Source organism: Polaromonas sp. JS666 (genome assembly GCF_000013865.1).
In the GTDB taxonomy this organism is placed as follows: Bacteria; Pseudomonadota; Gammaproteobacteria; order Burkholderiales; family Burkholderiaceae_C; genus Polaromonas.
The window spans coordinates 297,037-312,244 of record NC_007950.1 but is presented as its reverse complement, the minus strand read 5'-3'; the positions used below and the strand labels follow the sequence as shown (position 1 = coordinate 312,244).

Sequence of the window (15,208 nt, the reverse complement as noted above, 5' to 3'; positions counted from 1 at the left end):
GCGTTTTTGGCCTTATGGGCCATTCCCCTCATCACATCCAATTTTTCATCGCATCGAGTGCCTTGTCGGCAGCGTCCCTGGTGGCTGCAACTGCTTTCTGGGTCGCATCCCTGGCGGCTGCTGCGGCGTGCTGGGCGGCATCTTTACCGGACTCGACCGCCTTTTTGACCGAATCCTCGGCCTTCTGCGCCGCGTCCCCAGCGGCTTCAGCCGCTTGATTGGCCGCGTCCGAGATTTTTTGCAGCGCGTCCCGGAGGTCTTGCCTGGTTTTGTCGACGTCCGTGGCCGCGAACTCGGCAAGTCGGTCCTGGGCCGCCTTCAGATTTTCCTGAAGACGGGTGTGCAAGCCGGCGACCTTCTCGCCCGCTTGATCGGCGGTGGCGCGCAGGAGCTCATCGGCATCGGCGACGATGCGCTTCATGTCGGCGATCAGTTTGTCTTTGCTCGTGGCGCCGGGTTTGTTGGATTCGGACATGGAAAACCTCTCTATCAGTGATAAAAATGAAAAACGAAAGCACAGCGATGTGATAGTTTTCCGGGCAGCCAGTCTGCCCGCCCGGAAAGGCTTATTTCGTCACCGCATCCTTGATGTCCCGCGCCGTTTCCTTGGTCGTTTCAAGCGCCTTGTCGGCGGCTTCCCTGGTTGCTTCCCAGGCATTCTGTGCGGCGTCCCGCGTGGCTTCGGCCGCTTTCTGCGCTGCCTCCTTGCCCGACTTGGCCGCTTTTTTGGCAGCTTCCCCGGCTTTCTGTGCAGCTTCCTTGGTGGCTGCCGCTGCTTTTTTGGCCGCTTCCTCGGCTTTTTGGGCGGCCTCTTTGGTCGCTACGGTCGCTTTTTTAGTGGCCTCTGCCGTCTTGCGGACTGCTTTTTTAGCGGCTTCATCGGCCTCCTGCGCCGCTTGCCGGGCAGCGTCCGCAGCTTTTTGCGAGGTGTCGCTGACGGCCTGCTCGGCCTTCTCCGCGGCCCGCTGGGCGGCCTCTGCAGCCTTGTGCGTTGCCTCCCTGGCTTCTGCTGCCGCCTTCTTCGCGCCTTCCTCCGCTTTTTGCAGCACGGACACCTTGGCCGGCTCGGCCGGCTTGGCTGCGGGATCTTGCGCCGCTTGTACGCTGGCGCCGACGATCAGTGCCGACAGGATCAGGCATGTTTTCAATTTCATCGTTGCTTCTCCTTGCAGTCATGGAGCAGGGACGTCTGCTCCGCACGTTTGCCCTGGTCGGGGCATTGCTATGATTTTTCGTCGTGGCCCGCGCCAAGACCATGGCGCAGCAGGCCGATGACATGCCGCGCAATGACCTCGGGGTCTTCCTGCTGATCGGTGTAGCCCGGCAGGAAACGCCGCACCGACTGGGTTTCAAAAGGGTAGTTCACCAGGCCGATGATGGAGATGACCAGCAAGTGGGCATCATGCTCCGGGGCGAGCTTTGAGGCGAGCTTGTGCAGCGCGTTGAACAGGTCCCGAAAGACGCAGTCCACCAGGCTTTGCAGGCGCGGTTCATTGCTGTCGAGCAGCACCCATTGCATCAGGCGCCGGAAGTCTTTCTCCCTGGCCAGCATGCGCGTGAACTGGATGACGAATGCTTCGAGCCGGCTCCAGGGTTCTCCTGCGCTGACCAAAAGGGATTTCAAGGGCCCCACCTTTTCCATGAAAGCGTAGCCGACAGCCTCCAGACAGAGCTGCTCCTTGTCCGAAAAGTGGTGGTAGAGGGCCGCAGGCGTCACACCCACGGCAGCCGCGATAGCCCGCATCGAAACCCCGTCGAAGCCGATCGTTGCGAAAAGCGGCACCGACAGCCCGAGTATCTCTTCGCGTGTATGTCTGAAAGCTTGTTTCGCCATGGTTAGAGACCCATCAATTCAAAAGTGAAACTGTCCTTTTTACGGTCAAGCCAGCGTCGGGTAATCCGTATAGCCTTCGGGACCGGGCGTGTAAAACGTGCTCATGTCCGGCGCATTCACCGCCGCGCCCGCCTGCCAGCGTGCGATCAGATCGGGGTTGGCCAGGAAAGGCCTGCCCACGGCGACCAGATCGGCCTTGCCTGCCACCAGGTCGCCCTCGGCGCATGCGGCGTCGTAGCCGCCGGAGAGAACCAGGGTGCCCTTGAATAATTGGCGGAATGCCGCTTTCATGGCGTCCGGCACGGTGGGTGCACCCATGGCCGAGTGATCGACCAGGTGGATGTAGACCACGCCGCGGGCGTTGAGTTGCTGCGCCAGCCAGGTGTAATCAGCTTGCATCGCGTCGTACAGCGGCATGTCGTTGAACACGCCGAAGGGCGATAAACGGATGCCGACCTTGTCTTTGCCGATGGCTTCAATCACGGCGTCAGCGACTTCGAGCACGAAGCGCGCCCGGTTCTCGATGGCGCCGCCGTAGCCGTCCGTGCGCTGGTTCGAGTTCGGGCGAATGAACTGTTCGAGCAGATAACCGTTCGCCCCGTGCAGCTCGACGCCATCGAATCCCGCCGCCACCGCGTTCTTCGCGCCTTGGGCGAACTCCTCGATGGCGGTTTTGATGTCGGCCTCGGTCATCGCCTGCGGCAGGGCGTTCGGTTTCAGGCCCTCGGCGTCGGTGTACATGTCACCGGCGGCGGCCACGGCCGACGGCCCCAGCACGCGTGCGCCCTGGGGCAGATTGAGCGGATGGGCGATGCGTCCGCAGTGCATGAGCTGCATGAACATCTTGCCGCCCTGGGCATGCACCGCATCGGTGATCTGTTTCCAGCCGGCTATCTGTTCGGCCGAAAAAATGCCCGGTATGCGCGGATAGCCCAGTCCGTTGGGCGACGGTGAGGTGCCCTCGCTGATGATGAGCCCCGCCGTGGCCCGCTGCGCGTAATACTGCGCCATGAGCGCGTTCGGGATGTTGCCGGTGGCGCGGTTGCGCGTCAACGGCGACATGAGCAGATGATTTTGCAGCGGGAGTGATCCCAGCGTGGTTTTTGAGAATAGACGTGACATGTTTTACCTCCTAAAAGTGATTCAGTTAATCCGCATTCAACAAAGCCGCCGATTGGGCATTCCGTGGGTCATGACAGGGCCGTTCTAAAAGCTTGGCACACTGGCAAAAACCGGTGTCCGGGCGGTTGACCCTACCCGGATGGCGGCCTGTGCCGAATGGCTAACCTTGAAGTTTTAAAGCTGCCATTTGCCTTGAGCTTAACGAACGTTTATTAAACACCAATTTTCATTGTGTCCGGCAACTCTAACTGGGGGTCCTCTTGTTTTTGATGCGGTTTAGGACGTTTGGGAGGCCCCTATCCATGCGGGTTTCCAGAGGTCGGTCTCTTGTAACCCGCATGGATACTGGATTCTCTGACCCCCTCCATTCCCCGTTTTTGTAGCCTTTTCAGGCCCCGCCTGGCCGCATGAGCGACGCCTGACTCGTTTCAACGCCTCAATAGCTCTGATAATAAGAATTATCAGATATTGATGTATTTAAAGCCTTGAAAAATTAATTGTCTAACGTTATATTTCAATGTTATACAAACCTGTTTTTGCTCACCATGCCGCGTCCCACCGTCGCCACCCCTGCCCAAGTGCGTGAAACCATCTCCAGCCTGCTCCGGGAGGCCGGGATCGCCGGCACGGCGTCAACGCCTTCCTTCCGACGGGCCGTCTCCGTGCGAAAGGTTCGCGAGCGCCTGGGTGGCGGCAACCCCGCCACCATCGCCCACGAAATCAATGCCCTGGAAAAGGACATCGTGGGTGCCGACAGCCAAATCCCGCCCATTCCGGAAGTGCCGGCCGACATTGCGGCACTCATGGGTCAGCTGTGGCAGGCCGCCGTGGGGATTCAGCTCACCGAAGTCCTGCAGCTCAAATCGCAGGCCCAGGGCATTGCGGACGCCGCCAAAAGTGAACTGGTCGAAGAAAAGCTTCGCAGCCAGGTCCTGCTGCAGGAACTCGCCGAATTGCGGGCAGCAGCGGCTGAGCGCGATACCCAGCTGGCGCACGCGAAGTCGCAAAATGCCGTGTTGACTGAACGCAATGCCGGGCTTCAAACCGAGTTGCAGGCAAGCCGTGGGCGCGAATCCGAATTGCTGGCGGCGCGTGCGGCACTGGAAGATGAAAAGATGGAGGCCATCGCCGCCGCCCGGGAGCGCTACGACGGTCTCTCCAAGCAACTGCTGCAAGAAACCGCCCAACAGCGCCAAACTGCCCAGGTGGAGGTCAGTCGCATGGCCAGCCAGTCCAAGTTTGCCGAAAAACGGGAGGCCACATTGGCGGGGCGGATCGAACAACTGGAAGCCGATTTGCTGGAAGTGCGCACGCAGCGTGACAAGGCGGCCGGTGAAGTGTCCGCCTTGAAATACATCAATACATCGCTCAAGGTCCAGGTCGATGGGTTCCTCAAGAGCCGCACGCACGATACGGTACCGGCGCCACCGCCGGGTCTGGCCAAGCGGCGTAGGACCGTTAAAAGGCCCGCCGCGTGATTGACACGCATTCCGAGGTCACCGTGCGTGGGACGGCTTTGCCAGCATCGTCTCAATTGTGGGTAGACCATGGCGTGGAGCCAGCACATGCGGTACCGACCACCCCAGAACTTGCCGCCCAGTACCTGGCCAACGCACTGATGCACCCGGTGTACGAAAACTGGAATTGGCAGCGACTGATCAAGGTTTACGGGGCACTGCCGCACGCTCGGCGCGCAAAGCCGCGGGTTTGCAAACTCCTGTTGAATGCCCCGGCAGTCGTGGAGTATTGGCAAAAGGGCAAACTGCATGTGGTGGCGGGGCCAGATGCGCCGGATCCGGCCAGCATTGTTTTGGCGGTGCTCAAGTCGCACAAAACGCGGTTTCGTTTGGTGACGGCGGGCATGCCGGCGAAGACCACCCAAACCAGCCCGAACGACAGCCAAGTTCCATTTGCATTCGCACTGCGCGCCTGGCTGCAAAGAACCGGCAGGCTCTATAACCCCCATGAACACACCAACACCTTGGGCGCCAGCGATGACTATGCGGCGCTGTCAGCATTCTTGCGTGAGCGTACCAGCCGCTCCAGGCACACCTGGAGGGCGTACACGAAAGAGTTAGAACGATTGGTCACCTGGTGCCAAGAGCAGAACCTGGGGCCGCTCTCAGATCTGACGCGGCAGGACTTGCTGAAATACAAGTCGCGCATGCAGAAAATGCAGTCTGGCAACAAACCGCTCGAGGGGGATACGCCGGCACAGATGCGGCCCATGGCAGAAAAGTCACAGGCGCGCTCGCTCGCGGTCGTGGCGAGTCTTTACCGCTACTGGCACAACACCGGATATTTACAGGGCAACCCCGCGGCAGGCCTTACCGGTGGCTCCAGGGCACAAGCCGGGTTTGCGCCAACGCGCATGGTGAGTTCGGAGCTTTTGGCGCGGTGCGATGCGTTTATCGAGCGCAGCTTGCAGACGTCGCCGCCATTACAAACAGCCGATGCCAACGTCTGGCGCCGCTGTGCAATCTGGCATTTGTTCCGGTTTAGCGGGGCGCGGCTTGCCGAGCTTGCCTGGAATCCATCGAAGGCCTTGCCACGCGTTGAGTCCGACAAAGTTGGCGCCGTCACCCTGACCGTGGTTGGCAAGGGCAACAAGATTCGCCAAATTCCATTGCCCACCATTTGCTCCCATGTGCTGTTGAGCTATCGACTGGCAAGAGGCCTGCCTGAACTGCCAGATACCCTTGAACAGATACCGCTCATCCATGGGGAAAAGGCCGGGTACCTTGGCGCACGCGGACTCTACAACGAAGTCAAAGCAGTGCTGCTGGCGGTGGCCCGAGAAATTGAGCAAGGCGATCCACAGAGTGGCACGCTGCTGCGCACCGTGTCGCCGCACTGGTTACGCCATGCCTATGCCAGAACGCTGGTTGTGGACAAACGTGTTCCACTGCCCGCCGCGCAGGCGCTACTTGGCCACGCATCGGTACAGACTACTGCCGCGTATGCGAAGACTGACTTGGCGCATTTGCGGGAATTTGTGGAAGCTGGTTTTGGCAATGGAGCGAGCATTGAGGGAGTGTCCAATCGAGGTCAGGCGACTCTGACTTCGTTGAGCAGATCTGGGTGACGCTCAAGCACCTTGAGCAGCTTGACGAGGGCCAATGGTGGCTTGGTCTTGCCGTTCTCGTAACGAGAAAAGGCATTGACCCCTCCACCGAATATTTCAGCGGCCTGACGCTGGTCTAGGTCAAGCCGCTTACGCATGGTGGCAATGTAGCCGGGATCGACATAGGCTGCGTTCACCTGGCGCTGAAACTGGCCCAGCATTTCGCTGTAGCGGTCACCGTGTTCACGGTTCAATACAATCTCACCGCAAGCCGGGCAAAAGTCGCCTGTCACAGCTGGGATGGTGGTGGATTCGCCCTTGTAGGTATAGGGCATATCGCGGGTGTCGTGGATCAGTTCTGCGGCACCGCAGCATGGGCATTTCATGGTCACAGCTCCTTGAAAGAAACAATTAAAACGTCATCAATGACGGTTAGCTTCAAGTACACATCGGCACTGTTGGCTGTCTTGGCGTGGTACACGTCTTGCCAAATCCGGTGATCGGCATGGGTCGTCATGCTCTTGTAGAAGTTGGCGAACGTGAGCGACATGACAACAGCGCACATCCCAGTCAGGTCATTGATACCCAAGTCACGAGCACCGCCGAAGGCGCTTGCCGTTGCTTGGACCCTCCCGGCTTCGATCAAGGCTTGAACGACTGGCAGCTTGCAGTGAGGAGTGCCTTTTTCCATGTCGTCATTATAACCCAATAGGTTAAATTAACAAGTAGGGTAGCCGCGGAATTTTTGGCGGTCCCAGCGGACTACCTCATCATGCGATACGCCTCTTACCCAAATCTTTGAGATTCACAGAGCTGGGCAGAATTCGCTGAGCAAATTTCTCCACCGGAAAATCAAACGTCCCGCGCAGGTTGATCCCCTCAATGTTGGTGGGCGCAACGCGGCGCAGATCCTCAGTGAGTGGCTCGCCGCCAGCAGCCTTGATCCCCTCCCAAGCGGGTTGCATGTGCCCCGCATTCCACGCCATCACGCTGTTGGACAAAAGGCTCAGTGCCGACGACACGGCCGCGAGCGACTCCGTGCGCTTGGAAAGCGCTGCTGGAATCTTCCCGGAATGGATGGCGTGCTGCAAGGTGTGGGAGGACTCCCCACGGTTGAGCGCATGACGGATCTCAGATTTGAACAGCGGATTCAACAAATAGTCCACCTTGAAGATCGTGCATAGCAACTGCCCGAACTGAACGCCGCCGTCATAAACGGATTGGCCGCGCGCGGCAGATCCGAACCGGGTCAACGCCTGTACGGCACTGCACTGACCGCTGCGAATGGACGCCGCAATGCGCACCAATTCGTCAAGCACAGCCTCCATGACAGAAAGCTCCAGAGTGCAAGCCACGACTCGATCCAGAACGTCCGGCACCGTGTAGCCTTTGAGCGCGTACAACTTGCGGTGCTTGATGTCCGCCAGGCAGGGACACAGGTCCAACCTGAGCAGCTTGGCCACCGCCATGCCGAAATCCGTGTACCCATGGGTGTCGACGGCAAGTTGGCCCACGTCTTCCACCGCGCTTTGCCGAATAGCACCTTCGATGGCGACCCCGACCTGGCGCTCATTGAGCACAATGGGCTGGTCGTACACAATGCCCCAGCCGTCCCGAACATGGGTATAGATCCCAATGGATGCAGTTTTCCGCCGTGGATCGGCGCGCGATTGCCAAATGGCGCGCTCGGTCTCCAGGCTCATCATGTCCGAGGACGCCAGATCCGAGCGGCCCCAGTGCTTGGCAATTTCAAACCGGTGCAGGTACTGGACGACAGCATCGCTGGCCTGGCGCAACCGGCGTTCATCCCTCAGACGCTTCATGGTCTGGCGTACCGCCTCCACCGGCAATTCCGGAATCATGCGCGATACGTCAGACGCTGACATCGAGGTGCCATGGGCGAAGACCGCCGCGTAGACCATCAGGAGCTCTCGTCGGCTGTTGGGTTCGCGGCCCAACAGCATCCAGCTAAACCGCACGGCGCTGTCAATCTCCAACACGATTTCCGGCAACTGGCCCAGTGGTCTGCCTTCCATCAGGGCGCGGCGCAACGCGGTCACCCGAACCTCTTCAGGACTGGCCACCTTGCGCTCCTGGTGAATGCCGTCAGCGTCAACCTGAATTTGGCCAGATGACGCGGCCGCAGCAAAGTCTTGCAGCCGCTTTTCCAGGTGTTCTGCCAACGGCTCCAGGGTTTCCTTGGGGTCCATGGAGAGGCCCAGTTGGGAATAGTGCATGTCCCGACTCTTTTGCCAGTCTTCCCTGGTGATGAAAAGCGTGGCCTGGCTGCGAAACACGAAGCTGTGATCCAGGTACACGGAACCGTTTCGCAGCGCCATGCGCAAGGCAAATAGCGTCGCCCATTCAAACGCGGCCAGGGCCTTCTGGCGGTCGGCGCCAGCGATCACCTTCTGCCACCGGTTCCCCAGTTTGATGGTTGGTGTCGTGGCCAGGGATGTCGCACGGGCGGCGTAGGTTTTGCGCAGCACTTCCAGCGCTTGCATCACTGGATGATCTGCCTGGGCGGCCAGAGGCAGCGTCAGCAGCCTGCCCAACAAAGCACGCGACTGGTTTGGATGATCAACCAGGTAGGTTCTTGCCAGCGCAGAGCGGCTGATTTTGGGGTCGGTCAGTACCGCAGTAGTCACTTCGACCAGCTTGGATTTGAGATCGGCGTGCGAAAGCGCTTCCTCGTTGGCCAGCTTTTTGACGCTCAGCGCAAACTTCGTCAGTTTGGCGTGGGCGTCCGCATAGCTGGGCGTGGTTTCGCGCGCGGCATCGTTGGCCATCTTGCGAATCCAGCGGCGCAGCATCAAAAGCAACTGGTCCGAGGACGTGCACAGGGCATAGCGCAGAAAACACGCGACTTCCAGACTGCGGCGTGTCGGGGTAATGCGCTTGCTGACCGATGGCGCGCGGTGTGCGCAACGCCGGGCATAGTGGCGAACGGCCGCGTCATTCACGGTGGCGGGCCAATGGTCGGCAACACCCATGGTGCGCAAATGGTCCACCTTGTCAAAAAACTGGGTGATCTGGACCGTGGACTGCTTCAGCGGTGCCGCCCACAGCCAGGATTGCAATGGGGTGCCATCCTTGGTCTTGGAGTTCAGGGCCAACTCCCACTCCTGAAGCTTTTGCTGGCCATACGCATGCTCAATCGCCTTGAGCTGTTGCGCTTCATGGTCTTTGAGTGCACCAGCTATCAGGCTTTTGAGTTCACGGGGCGCAATTTGCAGTATGCGGTGGTCGTAGAACCAGCGCTTGGTCTCTGGAAGAAGCGAGGTGTGGTCCGAGCGGCTATTGAGCATCCCAATCCCGCGCGCGGGCCAGGCGTTCCCGAAGAAACAGATTTGCGCTACAAGGTGAACGGCAGCGCCGAGATGACCGACAAGTCATTGGTGCGAGCTTGCGGTGATCGCCATCACCGCTGAGTGAGCCCGTTATTGAGCATGGTCCGGGAATCGTCGGCGACATTGGTGAGCGCAGCGATGCGCATCCCGTTTGTGAGATCGAGTCAAATTCGACGCTTCCCATGGCGCTGCCGTTCGTCAACAATTTTGGAGTAAGCCATGGCAATTCGCAAGCGAGAAGACGAGGTGTTTCCAAATGCTGCGGGGATCGATGGCGGTGCATCAAGCCACTGGGTGGCGATACCGGCGCATTTGTCCGAGGAGTCGGTACGCGAGTTCGGGGCGATGACCGACGATTTGAGTGCGCTGGCCGACTGGCTGCTCGCGTGCGGGGTCGATACGGTGGCGCTGGAGTCCACCGGCGTGTACTGGATTCCGGTGTACGAGGTGCTGGAGCAGCGCGGGCTGAAGGTGTGGCTGGTCGATGCACGGCAGATGAAGTACGTACCCGGGCGCAAGAGCGATGTGCAGGACTGCCAGTGGTTGCAAAAGCTGATGAGCCTGGGGTTTCTGCGCGCAGCCTGGCGCCCTGACAGGGAGGTCTGCGTCGTGCGCGCCGTGGCCCGCCAGCGCGAGGTGCTGCTCACCGAGCAGGCCAGTTGGGTGCAGCGCATGCAGAAGGCCCTCGTGCAGATGAACATCCAGCTCACCGAGGTGCTCAGCGATGTCATGGGCATGACCGGGCAGGCGATCATCCGCGAGATCGTTGCCGGCGAGCGCGACCCCAAGGCGCTGGCGCGGCACCGCCACAGCCGCATCAAGGCAAGTGCTGAGGAAATCACCAAGGCGTTGACCGGCAACTGGCGCGAAGAGCACCTGTTCGTGCTTGCCCAGGCATTGGCGATGTACGACGACATTGCACGCCACATGGCCGAGTGCGACGTGAAGCTGCAGTCATTGCTGGTCGAGTTGGGCCAGCGCAAGATCGATCTGGGCAAGGTGCCACGCGCTGGCAGCAAGCTGCGCCAGGAGTTTGACGCCCGCCAGACCCTGGCCAACTGGGCGGGGGTGGACCTCACGCGCATCAACGGGCTGGGTTTGACTGCGGTGATGAAGATTCTTTCTGAAATTGGCCCGGACTTGAGCCGCTTTGCCAACGTCAAGCATTTCTGCTCTTGGTTGGGCCTGTGCCCGGGCACCAAGATCAGCGGGGGCAAAGTGCTGTCGGCCAAGACCAAGCGATCAGCCAACCGGGTGCGCCAAGCCCTGAAGATGGCCGCGATGAGCCTGTCGCACAGCGGCTCCGCGCTTGGGGCGTTCTATCGGCGACTGTGCAGCCGCATGGACAAGCCTCGGGCCAATACCGCCACGGCGCACAAGCTCGCGCGCATGGTGTATTTCATGCTGACCCGCGGTGAAGGCTTCGTTGACCAGGGGCAGCAACGCTACGAAGAACAGCAGCGCCAGCGTTCAATCGCCGCCCTCAAGCGCCGCGCCGCCGCGCTCGGCTTCCAGATCAATCCAACTTCTTCGGCAGCATAAAAACAGCCGGAACCGATTCTGTTTCTTGTGAGGGTTTCGCGCAGCCAGCGCACCATGTAGCGTCGTTGGTGTTCCGTCATTTGCTGGAACCCCAGGGTCCTATAGGCCAGTTGCTGGTGTTCGGACAGCGTGCGCATGCGCTCCATGTAGAGGGAACGCAGCGTGCCCATCTCGGGCGGTTCGATGCCGAGCTGGGTGCCAAGATGGCTCCACAGCGCTTTCGGGATTCTGTCCACCGCATCCAGGGTGCGTCCGCTCATGCGGATGAACCCCATGTGGATGGCCAGGCCGAACCGATGCAGCGGTTTACGTAAAGACCGGATGACCGCCAGTTCGGCGGCGCTGTACGAGAAAAAGGTCGTGAGTTCGAAGTCGTCCAGGGCTGCCGGGATGTCACGCAGTCCCAGGAAGGGCGCTCTCCAATGTTCCACTGGAATCCTTGATTTTGCTTTTGAGCTGGGCATTATCGGCTTGCGGGCGGTCAAGGCCGGGACAGTTACAAACTGTTTGAAATCGTGCCGCCAACACGGAATGTAGGCCCCATGCGGGTTTCCGGAGTGAGGGGGTCAGAGAATCAAGCATCCATGCGGGTTGCGAGATACCGACCCCTGGAAACCCGCATGGATAGGGGCTCCTGAAACGTCCTAAAACGCACTAAAAACAAGAGCACCCCAGATGCCACGTCGGGCAACCCCTCCAAGCGCGCTGAAGGACCGCGTATGGGCGTCAAACAGCATTTCGTGGCCCTGGCTGGGGTAGGCCACCAGCCAGAAGGCTCTGCTGGCACACAGCTTCATGTGGGAGACCTGCATGCGGTGATAGATGCCGCCCACCACCATGCCTTCTTCGCTCCAGTCAAACTGGAATGCTTCGCCCAGGTCGAACTTCAGTGGCACGAATGCCTTGACGTCCTTGCCAGCGCTGGCGCGCCAGGCTCGGATGTAGTCGGTGACGCGGGTGTAGCCTCCGGCGTAGCCACTGACCTTGATTTGCGCAAACAATGCGCGTGCTGTACGTCTGTCCTTTTTGGGGCCAGTGCGTCGGCTTTGAGCGACTGCTCCAGTTCGGCAACAAAACCACTGAGCTTGCTAAACCCAGCCGTGCGGCTGTACGTCGGAACCTGCACTTCCTGTGGCATCCTCAGCCAGCTCCGTACCGTGTTGCGCGACAGTCCCGTGCGCTTGGCTATTTCATGCAGCGACACCTTGTCGCGTAGATGCATGCGTCGAATTCTTCCCAACATTTCCATGGTGATCACCTTGTTTTTTCCCTGCCCAAAAAATAGGCAAGGCAAGTAAAACACCTGGGTCAGTTTTGAGTCGGCACAGTAGCCTCAAGTGGGTCAGTTTTCGGTCGGCGGCAACAGCGGGGCCGGCGCTGGTTTCGTAGCGGCCGGTTCCAAGGTGAAACCTCGACCTCGGCGCCACTGATGCACCAGATTGGCGTTCAGCGCGTTGGACTGCGCTACCGCAGCAACCGATGCGCCCGGCACCGCACACGCAGCCACAACCCGCGCCTTGAGTTCTTTGCTGTGCCGCCGGCGCGGCTTCTCTTTGATATCCATACGCACCCATCTAAAGTTAGATGGACAGCATCGCCCACGTCGGTACGTCTAGCAAGGTGGGAGAACTGGCCGCTTACGAATGAGCACCTTGCGCAAGGCACCAATAATCGAACTCTTGCGGAAATCAAGCATGAGCTGGATTGTCGTTTACGCTTATTGCGACAGAACCGGGCTGGAAACGTGACGATGGTAGCCGGACTGAGGGCCACGGTGAAAACCGTGGATCACCCACCGGAGCCTAAGGTCGGCGCGCCAGTCCTCGACCCAACCGTGGAACCCCTGAAGCGGGTCTCAATGCGGATGCACGTGAAGCCCGTGACGGCTGATTGCTACGGAGGCGGTCCATACTGCGAGAACAGTTGCTGCACGGTGGCCTGGCTGGCCGGGTCTCTGAATTGCAGGTTGTCATTGTTAAAGGTTGCACTGATTGTCATAAATAGGTTCTGAGGCATGGCCCTCAACTGATCTGGCGTTAGCTGATGCGCCACATCTTCCCACTGAGTGCCAATCTCCACCACCTCTGTCAGCACGGTGGGGCTTATGTTGTTCACAAGGTCCGGGGCCAGCAGCGCCACAGGTGGCGCGTCGTTCGTGTGCACCGGGTCCAGCCAGGCGGGCACGTCGAAGGTTCGGATGACGTCCACGAAACTTGCATTGTGCTGCTGTGTGTGGGTGAGGAACTCAAGCATATGCGGCGCATCGGACCGCAAGTCGTCTCTTTGCTCCAAAGTCGACCAGCTGGATGCGTCCAAATTAACAAAATAGTTGTCCAGCAGCACGTCTCCATAGGCCTGCTCGAACTCGGTCAGGTTGTAGGCGACTATGCTTGGCGCGAGTTCGTCGAACTGCACCTGGTTGAGCATCACCCCTGCCTCGGCCAGTCGCAGCACCTGGGTTTCACTGAGGGCACCGACCTGATCGCCCCGCATGTCCGCGACGACTTGCTGGCTCAGTTGACTGACTGTCAGACCTGCGATTTGCGCCGTCGTCATGGCGGCAACAAACGCTGGCGTTAGCTGGCTGAGAGAAAGTGATGCAATTTGATCTCGCGACAAGAAATGACCGACAGCCAGGAGTTGCGGCCCTTTGAGCTGGCCAATTTCCTGCGGACTGAGGTAGCTAACCATACCGTTCGCCCCCCCCAGTTGCGCAGGGGTAAGCATCGCCAGGTGGTCATCCGTCAGGGCCAGAAATATATGCGCCAGCCGCTGCGCCGGGATTGATTGCACCTGCGCCCTCGTCAGTTGTAGCTGCTGTGCGTAGGACAGGAATTCGTAGACGGCGCCCAGGTCATCTCCATAGAGCCTGAATACTTCCAGTCCTTGCAGGTATGTGTGAATGGGTTCGGTCAGACCGAACTGATCGACGGCTGCAGGATTGCTGTTCAGATCACCGACAACGTGCGGGCTTAGCTCATAAAAATAATGGTTCTTCATCAATTTCACTGTGATTTTTTGCTCGCTGCAGGAAAATCCTTTTTTTCAAAATTATCAAGATCAATATGAAGGACACCGCGTTGTATGAACATCTTCTTGGACTGAAGTCGCCCTGGTCGGTGAAGAAGGTGGACCTGTCTTTGGCGGAGCAGCGTGTGGTGGTCGAAGTTGTTTTGAAGAAGGGCCAGGTGTGGGCGGACCCAACTGATGCGACCAAGAGAGCACACGTCAATGGTTGGAGCGAGCGCCAGTGGCGCCACCTCGATACCTGCCAGTTCGAGACGGTCATCAAGGCACGTATTCCCCAGCTCAAATACGGTGACGGCACGGTCGAGGAATTGACGGTGCCCTGGGCCGAGCGCTACAGCCGGGTCACCACGCTGATGGCCGGCTTTGTCATCAAACTGCTTGAGGCCTGTCCGACCACGCAAGCCGTATGCACGCTCACACGACTGTCCTGGAGCACGGTCAACGCCATCATGGTCAGTGCCGTGGAAAGAGGCATGCTGCGGCGCACCGAAGAAGAGATTTCGCATCTTGGCATCGATGAGAAGAGTTCCGAGAGGGGGCACACCTACGCCAGCATTCTGACCGACATTGACCGCTCGCGGGTGCTGGACCTGGTGCCAGAGCGAAAGCTTGAAGCGGCCGTTGGTTTGTTGGAAACACTCACGCCGGCGCAGCGCCTGTCGGTCAAGGCGGTGGCCATGGACATGTGGCCGGCGTACATGAGTGCCGCCAGACAATGCATGCCGCAGGCGGACATCGTGCATGACAAGTTTCACATCTCCAAGTACCTCGGCGAGGCAGTGGATGCGGTGAGAAAGCAGGAGCACCGCAAGTTGTCCCAAGCAGGAACCTCCCCCTTGGCTGGCAGCAAATGGGCATGGCTCAAGAAGTACCCCGATGGACGCAGCGCTGAAGCCATCTCGTTTCGGGCCTTGAACCAGCTCAATCTGAAAACCAGCAGAGCTTGGTGTATCAAGGAAAACTTCACCCAGTTCTGGAGCTACAGCTACAAGGGTGCTGCCAAACGCTTCTTCAAAGCCTGGTCGAACAACGCGATGCGCAGCAAGTTGGAGCCTGTCAAAAAGGTCGTCAAGATGCTCAGGCGCCACGAAGAAGGGCTACTCAACTTCAGCCAGCACAGAATCAGCAATGCCTGTGCGGAAGGTTTCAACAGCGCCATCCAACTCATCAAGGCAAATGCCCGTGGGTTTCGCAACTTCACCAACTACCGGGCAAGGATTCTGTTTCATTGTGGCAAGTTGAACTTGGCGATGGCCTAGAAAAAAT

Annotated in this window: 14 protein-coding genes and 1 pseudogene; 4 read left to right on the top strand and 11 right to left on the bottom strand. The window is 59.4% G+C overall.

All coding sequences use genetic code 11. From position 1 onward, the window contains the following. Positions 1–31: 31 nt before the first annotated feature. The 4 genes from BPRO_RS27765 to BPRO_RS27750 all read right to left on the bottom strand — a co-directional run bounded on the left by BPRO_RS27765 (position 32) and on the right by BPRO_RS27750 (position 2,956). On the bottom strand, positions 32–475 hold the full coding sequence (locus BPRO_RS27765) for a DUF883 domain-containing protein (protein ID WP_011486380.1): 444 nt from the start codon (positions 473–475) through the stop codon (positions 32–34). Positions 476–566: 91 nt separating this feature from the next. Then, positions 567–1,154 carry a hypothetical protein gene (locus BPRO_RS27760; RefSeq protein ID WP_011486379.1) on the bottom strand — a complete coding sequence of 196 codons (588 nt, stop codon included), beginning with the start codon at positions 1,152–1,154 and terminating at the stop codon, positions 567–569. 68 nt (positions 1,155–1,222) lie between these two features. Next, entirely contained in the window at positions 1,223–1,834 is a 612-nt protein-coding gene (locus tag BPRO_RS27755; protein ID WP_011486378.1) for a TetR/AcrR family transcriptional regulator, read from the bottom strand. A 45-nt stretch (positions 1,835–1,879) separates the two neighbouring features. Continuing rightward, on the bottom strand, positions 1,880–2,956 hold the full coding sequence (locus BPRO_RS27750; protein ID WP_011486377.1) for an alkene reductase: 1,077 nt from the start codon (positions 2,954–2,956) through the stop codon (positions 1,880–1,882). 545 nt (positions 2,957–3,501) lie between these two features. Between BPRO_RS27750 and BPRO_RS27745 the strand changes: the two genes are divergently transcribed. After that, the gene (locus tag BPRO_RS27745; RefSeq protein WP_011486376.1) at positions 3,502–4,434 is read left to right on the top strand and encodes a DNA-binding protein; all 933 of its coding nucleotides are present in this window, start codon (positions 3,502–3,504) and stop codon (positions 4,432–4,434) included. Beyond that, positions 4,431–6,041 (top strand): tyrosine-type recombinase/integrase, encoded by a 1,611-nt coding sequence (locus BPRO_RS27740; protein WP_232291617.1) that lies wholly within the window; start codon positions 4,431–4,433, stop codon positions 6,039–6,041. The genes BPRO_RS27745 and BPRO_RS27740 overlap by 4 nt, the downstream gene beginning before the upstream one ends. Here the strand turns inward: BPRO_RS27740 and BPRO_RS27735 are convergent. The 3 genes from BPRO_RS27735 to BPRO_RS27725 all read right to left on the bottom strand — a co-directional run bounded on the left by BPRO_RS27735 (position 6,005) and on the right by BPRO_RS27725 (position 9,328). After that, entirely contained in the window at positions 6,005–6,406 is a 402-nt protein-coding gene (locus tag BPRO_RS27735; protein ID WP_011486374.1) for a type II toxin-antitoxin system MqsA family antitoxin, read from the bottom strand. The two genes, BPRO_RS27740 and BPRO_RS27735, sit on opposite strands and share 37 nt — an antisense overlap. Before the next feature lie 2 nt (positions 6,407–6,408). Further along, positions 6,409–6,711: a type II toxin-antitoxin system MqsR family toxin gene (locus BPRO_RS27730; RefSeq protein ID WP_011486373.1), complete on the bottom strand. Its 303-nt coding sequence runs from the start codon at positions 6,709–6,711 to the stop codon at positions 6,409–6,411. Positions 6,712–6,790: 79 nt separating this feature from the next. Further along, positions 6,791–9,328 carry a Tn3 family transposase gene (locus BPRO_RS27725; protein WP_011486372.1) on the bottom strand — a complete coding sequence of 846 codons (2,538 nt, stop codon included), beginning with the start codon at positions 9,326–9,328 and terminating at the stop codon, positions 6,791–6,793. A gap of 261 nt (positions 9,329–9,589) precedes the next feature. Between BPRO_RS27725 and BPRO_RS27720 the strand changes: the two genes are divergently transcribed. Beyond that, positions 9,590–10,912, top strand: a complete 1,323-nt coding sequence (locus BPRO_RS27720) for an IS110 family transposase (RefSeq protein ID WP_011486371.1) — start codon at positions 9,590–9,592, stop codon at positions 10,910–10,912. Here BPRO_RS27720 and BPRO_RS27715 read toward each other — a convergent pair. The 4 genes and pseudogenes from BPRO_RS27715 to BPRO_RS27700 all read right to left on the bottom strand — a co-directional run bounded on the left by BPRO_RS27715 (position 10,816) and on the right by BPRO_RS27700 (position 13,912). Next, positions 10,816–11,397, bottom strand: coding sequence for a DUF4158 domain-containing protein (locus tag BPRO_RS27715; RefSeq protein ID WP_081430613.1), 582 nt, complete (start codon positions 11,395–11,397; stop codon positions 10,816–10,818). The genes BPRO_RS27720 and BPRO_RS27715 overlap by 97 nt on opposite strands. Before the next feature lie 186 nt (positions 11,398–11,583). After that, a pseudogene (istA, locus tag BPRO_RS29230) lies at positions 11,584–12,161 on the bottom strand (IS21 family transposase); the annotation flags it as partial. Between the two features lie 93 nt (positions 12,162–12,254). Then, positions 12,255–12,476: a transposase gene (locus BPRO_RS27705; protein WP_041390742.1), complete on the bottom strand. Its 222-nt coding sequence runs from the start codon at positions 12,474–12,476 to the stop codon at positions 12,255–12,257. Positions 12,477–12,805: 329 nt separating this feature from the next. Beyond that, positions 12,806–13,912, bottom strand: coding sequence for a hypothetical protein (locus BPRO_RS27700; RefSeq protein ID WP_011486368.1), 1,107 nt, complete (start codon positions 13,910–13,912; stop codon positions 12,806–12,808). Between the two features lie 65 nt (positions 13,913–13,977). Between BPRO_RS27700 and BPRO_RS27695 the strand changes: the two genes are divergently transcribed. Beyond that, positions 13,978–15,201 (top strand): ISL3 family transposase, encoded by a 1,224-nt coding sequence (locus BPRO_RS27695; RefSeq protein ID WP_011486367.1) that lies wholly within the window; start codon positions 13,978–13,980, stop codon positions 15,199–15,201. Positions 15,202–15,208: the final 7 nt, after the last annotated feature.

Excerpts from the sequence above, each read along its gene's own strand:
- BPRO_RS27765 (WP_011486380.1), bottom strand. The coding sequence starts at position 475 with ATGTCCGAATCCAACAAACCCGGCGCCACGAGCAAAGACAAACTGATC.
- BPRO_RS27760 (WP_011486379.1), bottom strand. The coding sequence starts at position 1,154 with ATGAAATTGAAAACATGCCTGATCCTGTCGGCACTGATCGTCGGCGCC.
- BPRO_RS27755 (WP_011486378.1), bottom strand. The coding sequence starts at position 1,834 with ATGGCGAAACAAGCTTTCAGACATACACGCGAAGAGATACTCGGGCTG.
- BPRO_RS27750 (WP_011486377.1), bottom strand. The coding sequence starts at position 2,956 with ATGTCACGTCTATTCTCAAAAACCACGCTGGGATCACTCCCGCTGCAA.
- BPRO_RS27745 (WP_011486376.1), top strand. The coding sequence starts at position 3,502 with ATGCCGCGTCCCACCGTCGCCACCCCTGCCCAAGTGCGTGAAACCATC.
- BPRO_RS27735 (WP_011486374.1), bottom strand. The coding sequence starts at position 6,406 with ATGAAATGCCCATGCTGCGGTGCCGCAGAACTGATCCACGACACCCGC.
- BPRO_RS27730 (WP_011486373.1), bottom strand. The coding sequence starts at position 6,711 with ATGGAAAAAGGCACTCCTCACTGCAAGCTGCCAGTCGTTCAAGCCTTG.
- BPRO_RS27725 (WP_011486372.1), bottom strand. The coding sequence starts at position 9,328 with ATGCTCAATAGCCGCTCGGACCACACCTCGCTTCTTCCAGAGACCAAG.
- BPRO_RS27720 (WP_011486371.1), top strand. The coding sequence starts at position 9,590 with ATGGCAATTCGCAAGCGAGAAGACGAGGTGTTTCCAAATGCTGCGGGG.
- BPRO_RS27705 (WP_041390742.1), bottom strand. The coding sequence starts at position 12,476 with ATGGATATCAAAGAGAAGCCGCGCCGGCGGCACAGCAAAGAACTCAAG.
- BPRO_RS27700 (WP_011486368.1), bottom strand. The coding sequence starts at position 13,912 with ATGAAGAACCATTATTTTTATGAGCTAAGCCCGCACGTTGTCGGTGAT.
- BPRO_RS27695 (WP_011486367.1), top strand. The coding sequence starts at position 13,978 with ATGAAGGACACCGCGTTGTATGAACATCTTCTTGGACTGAAGTCGCCC.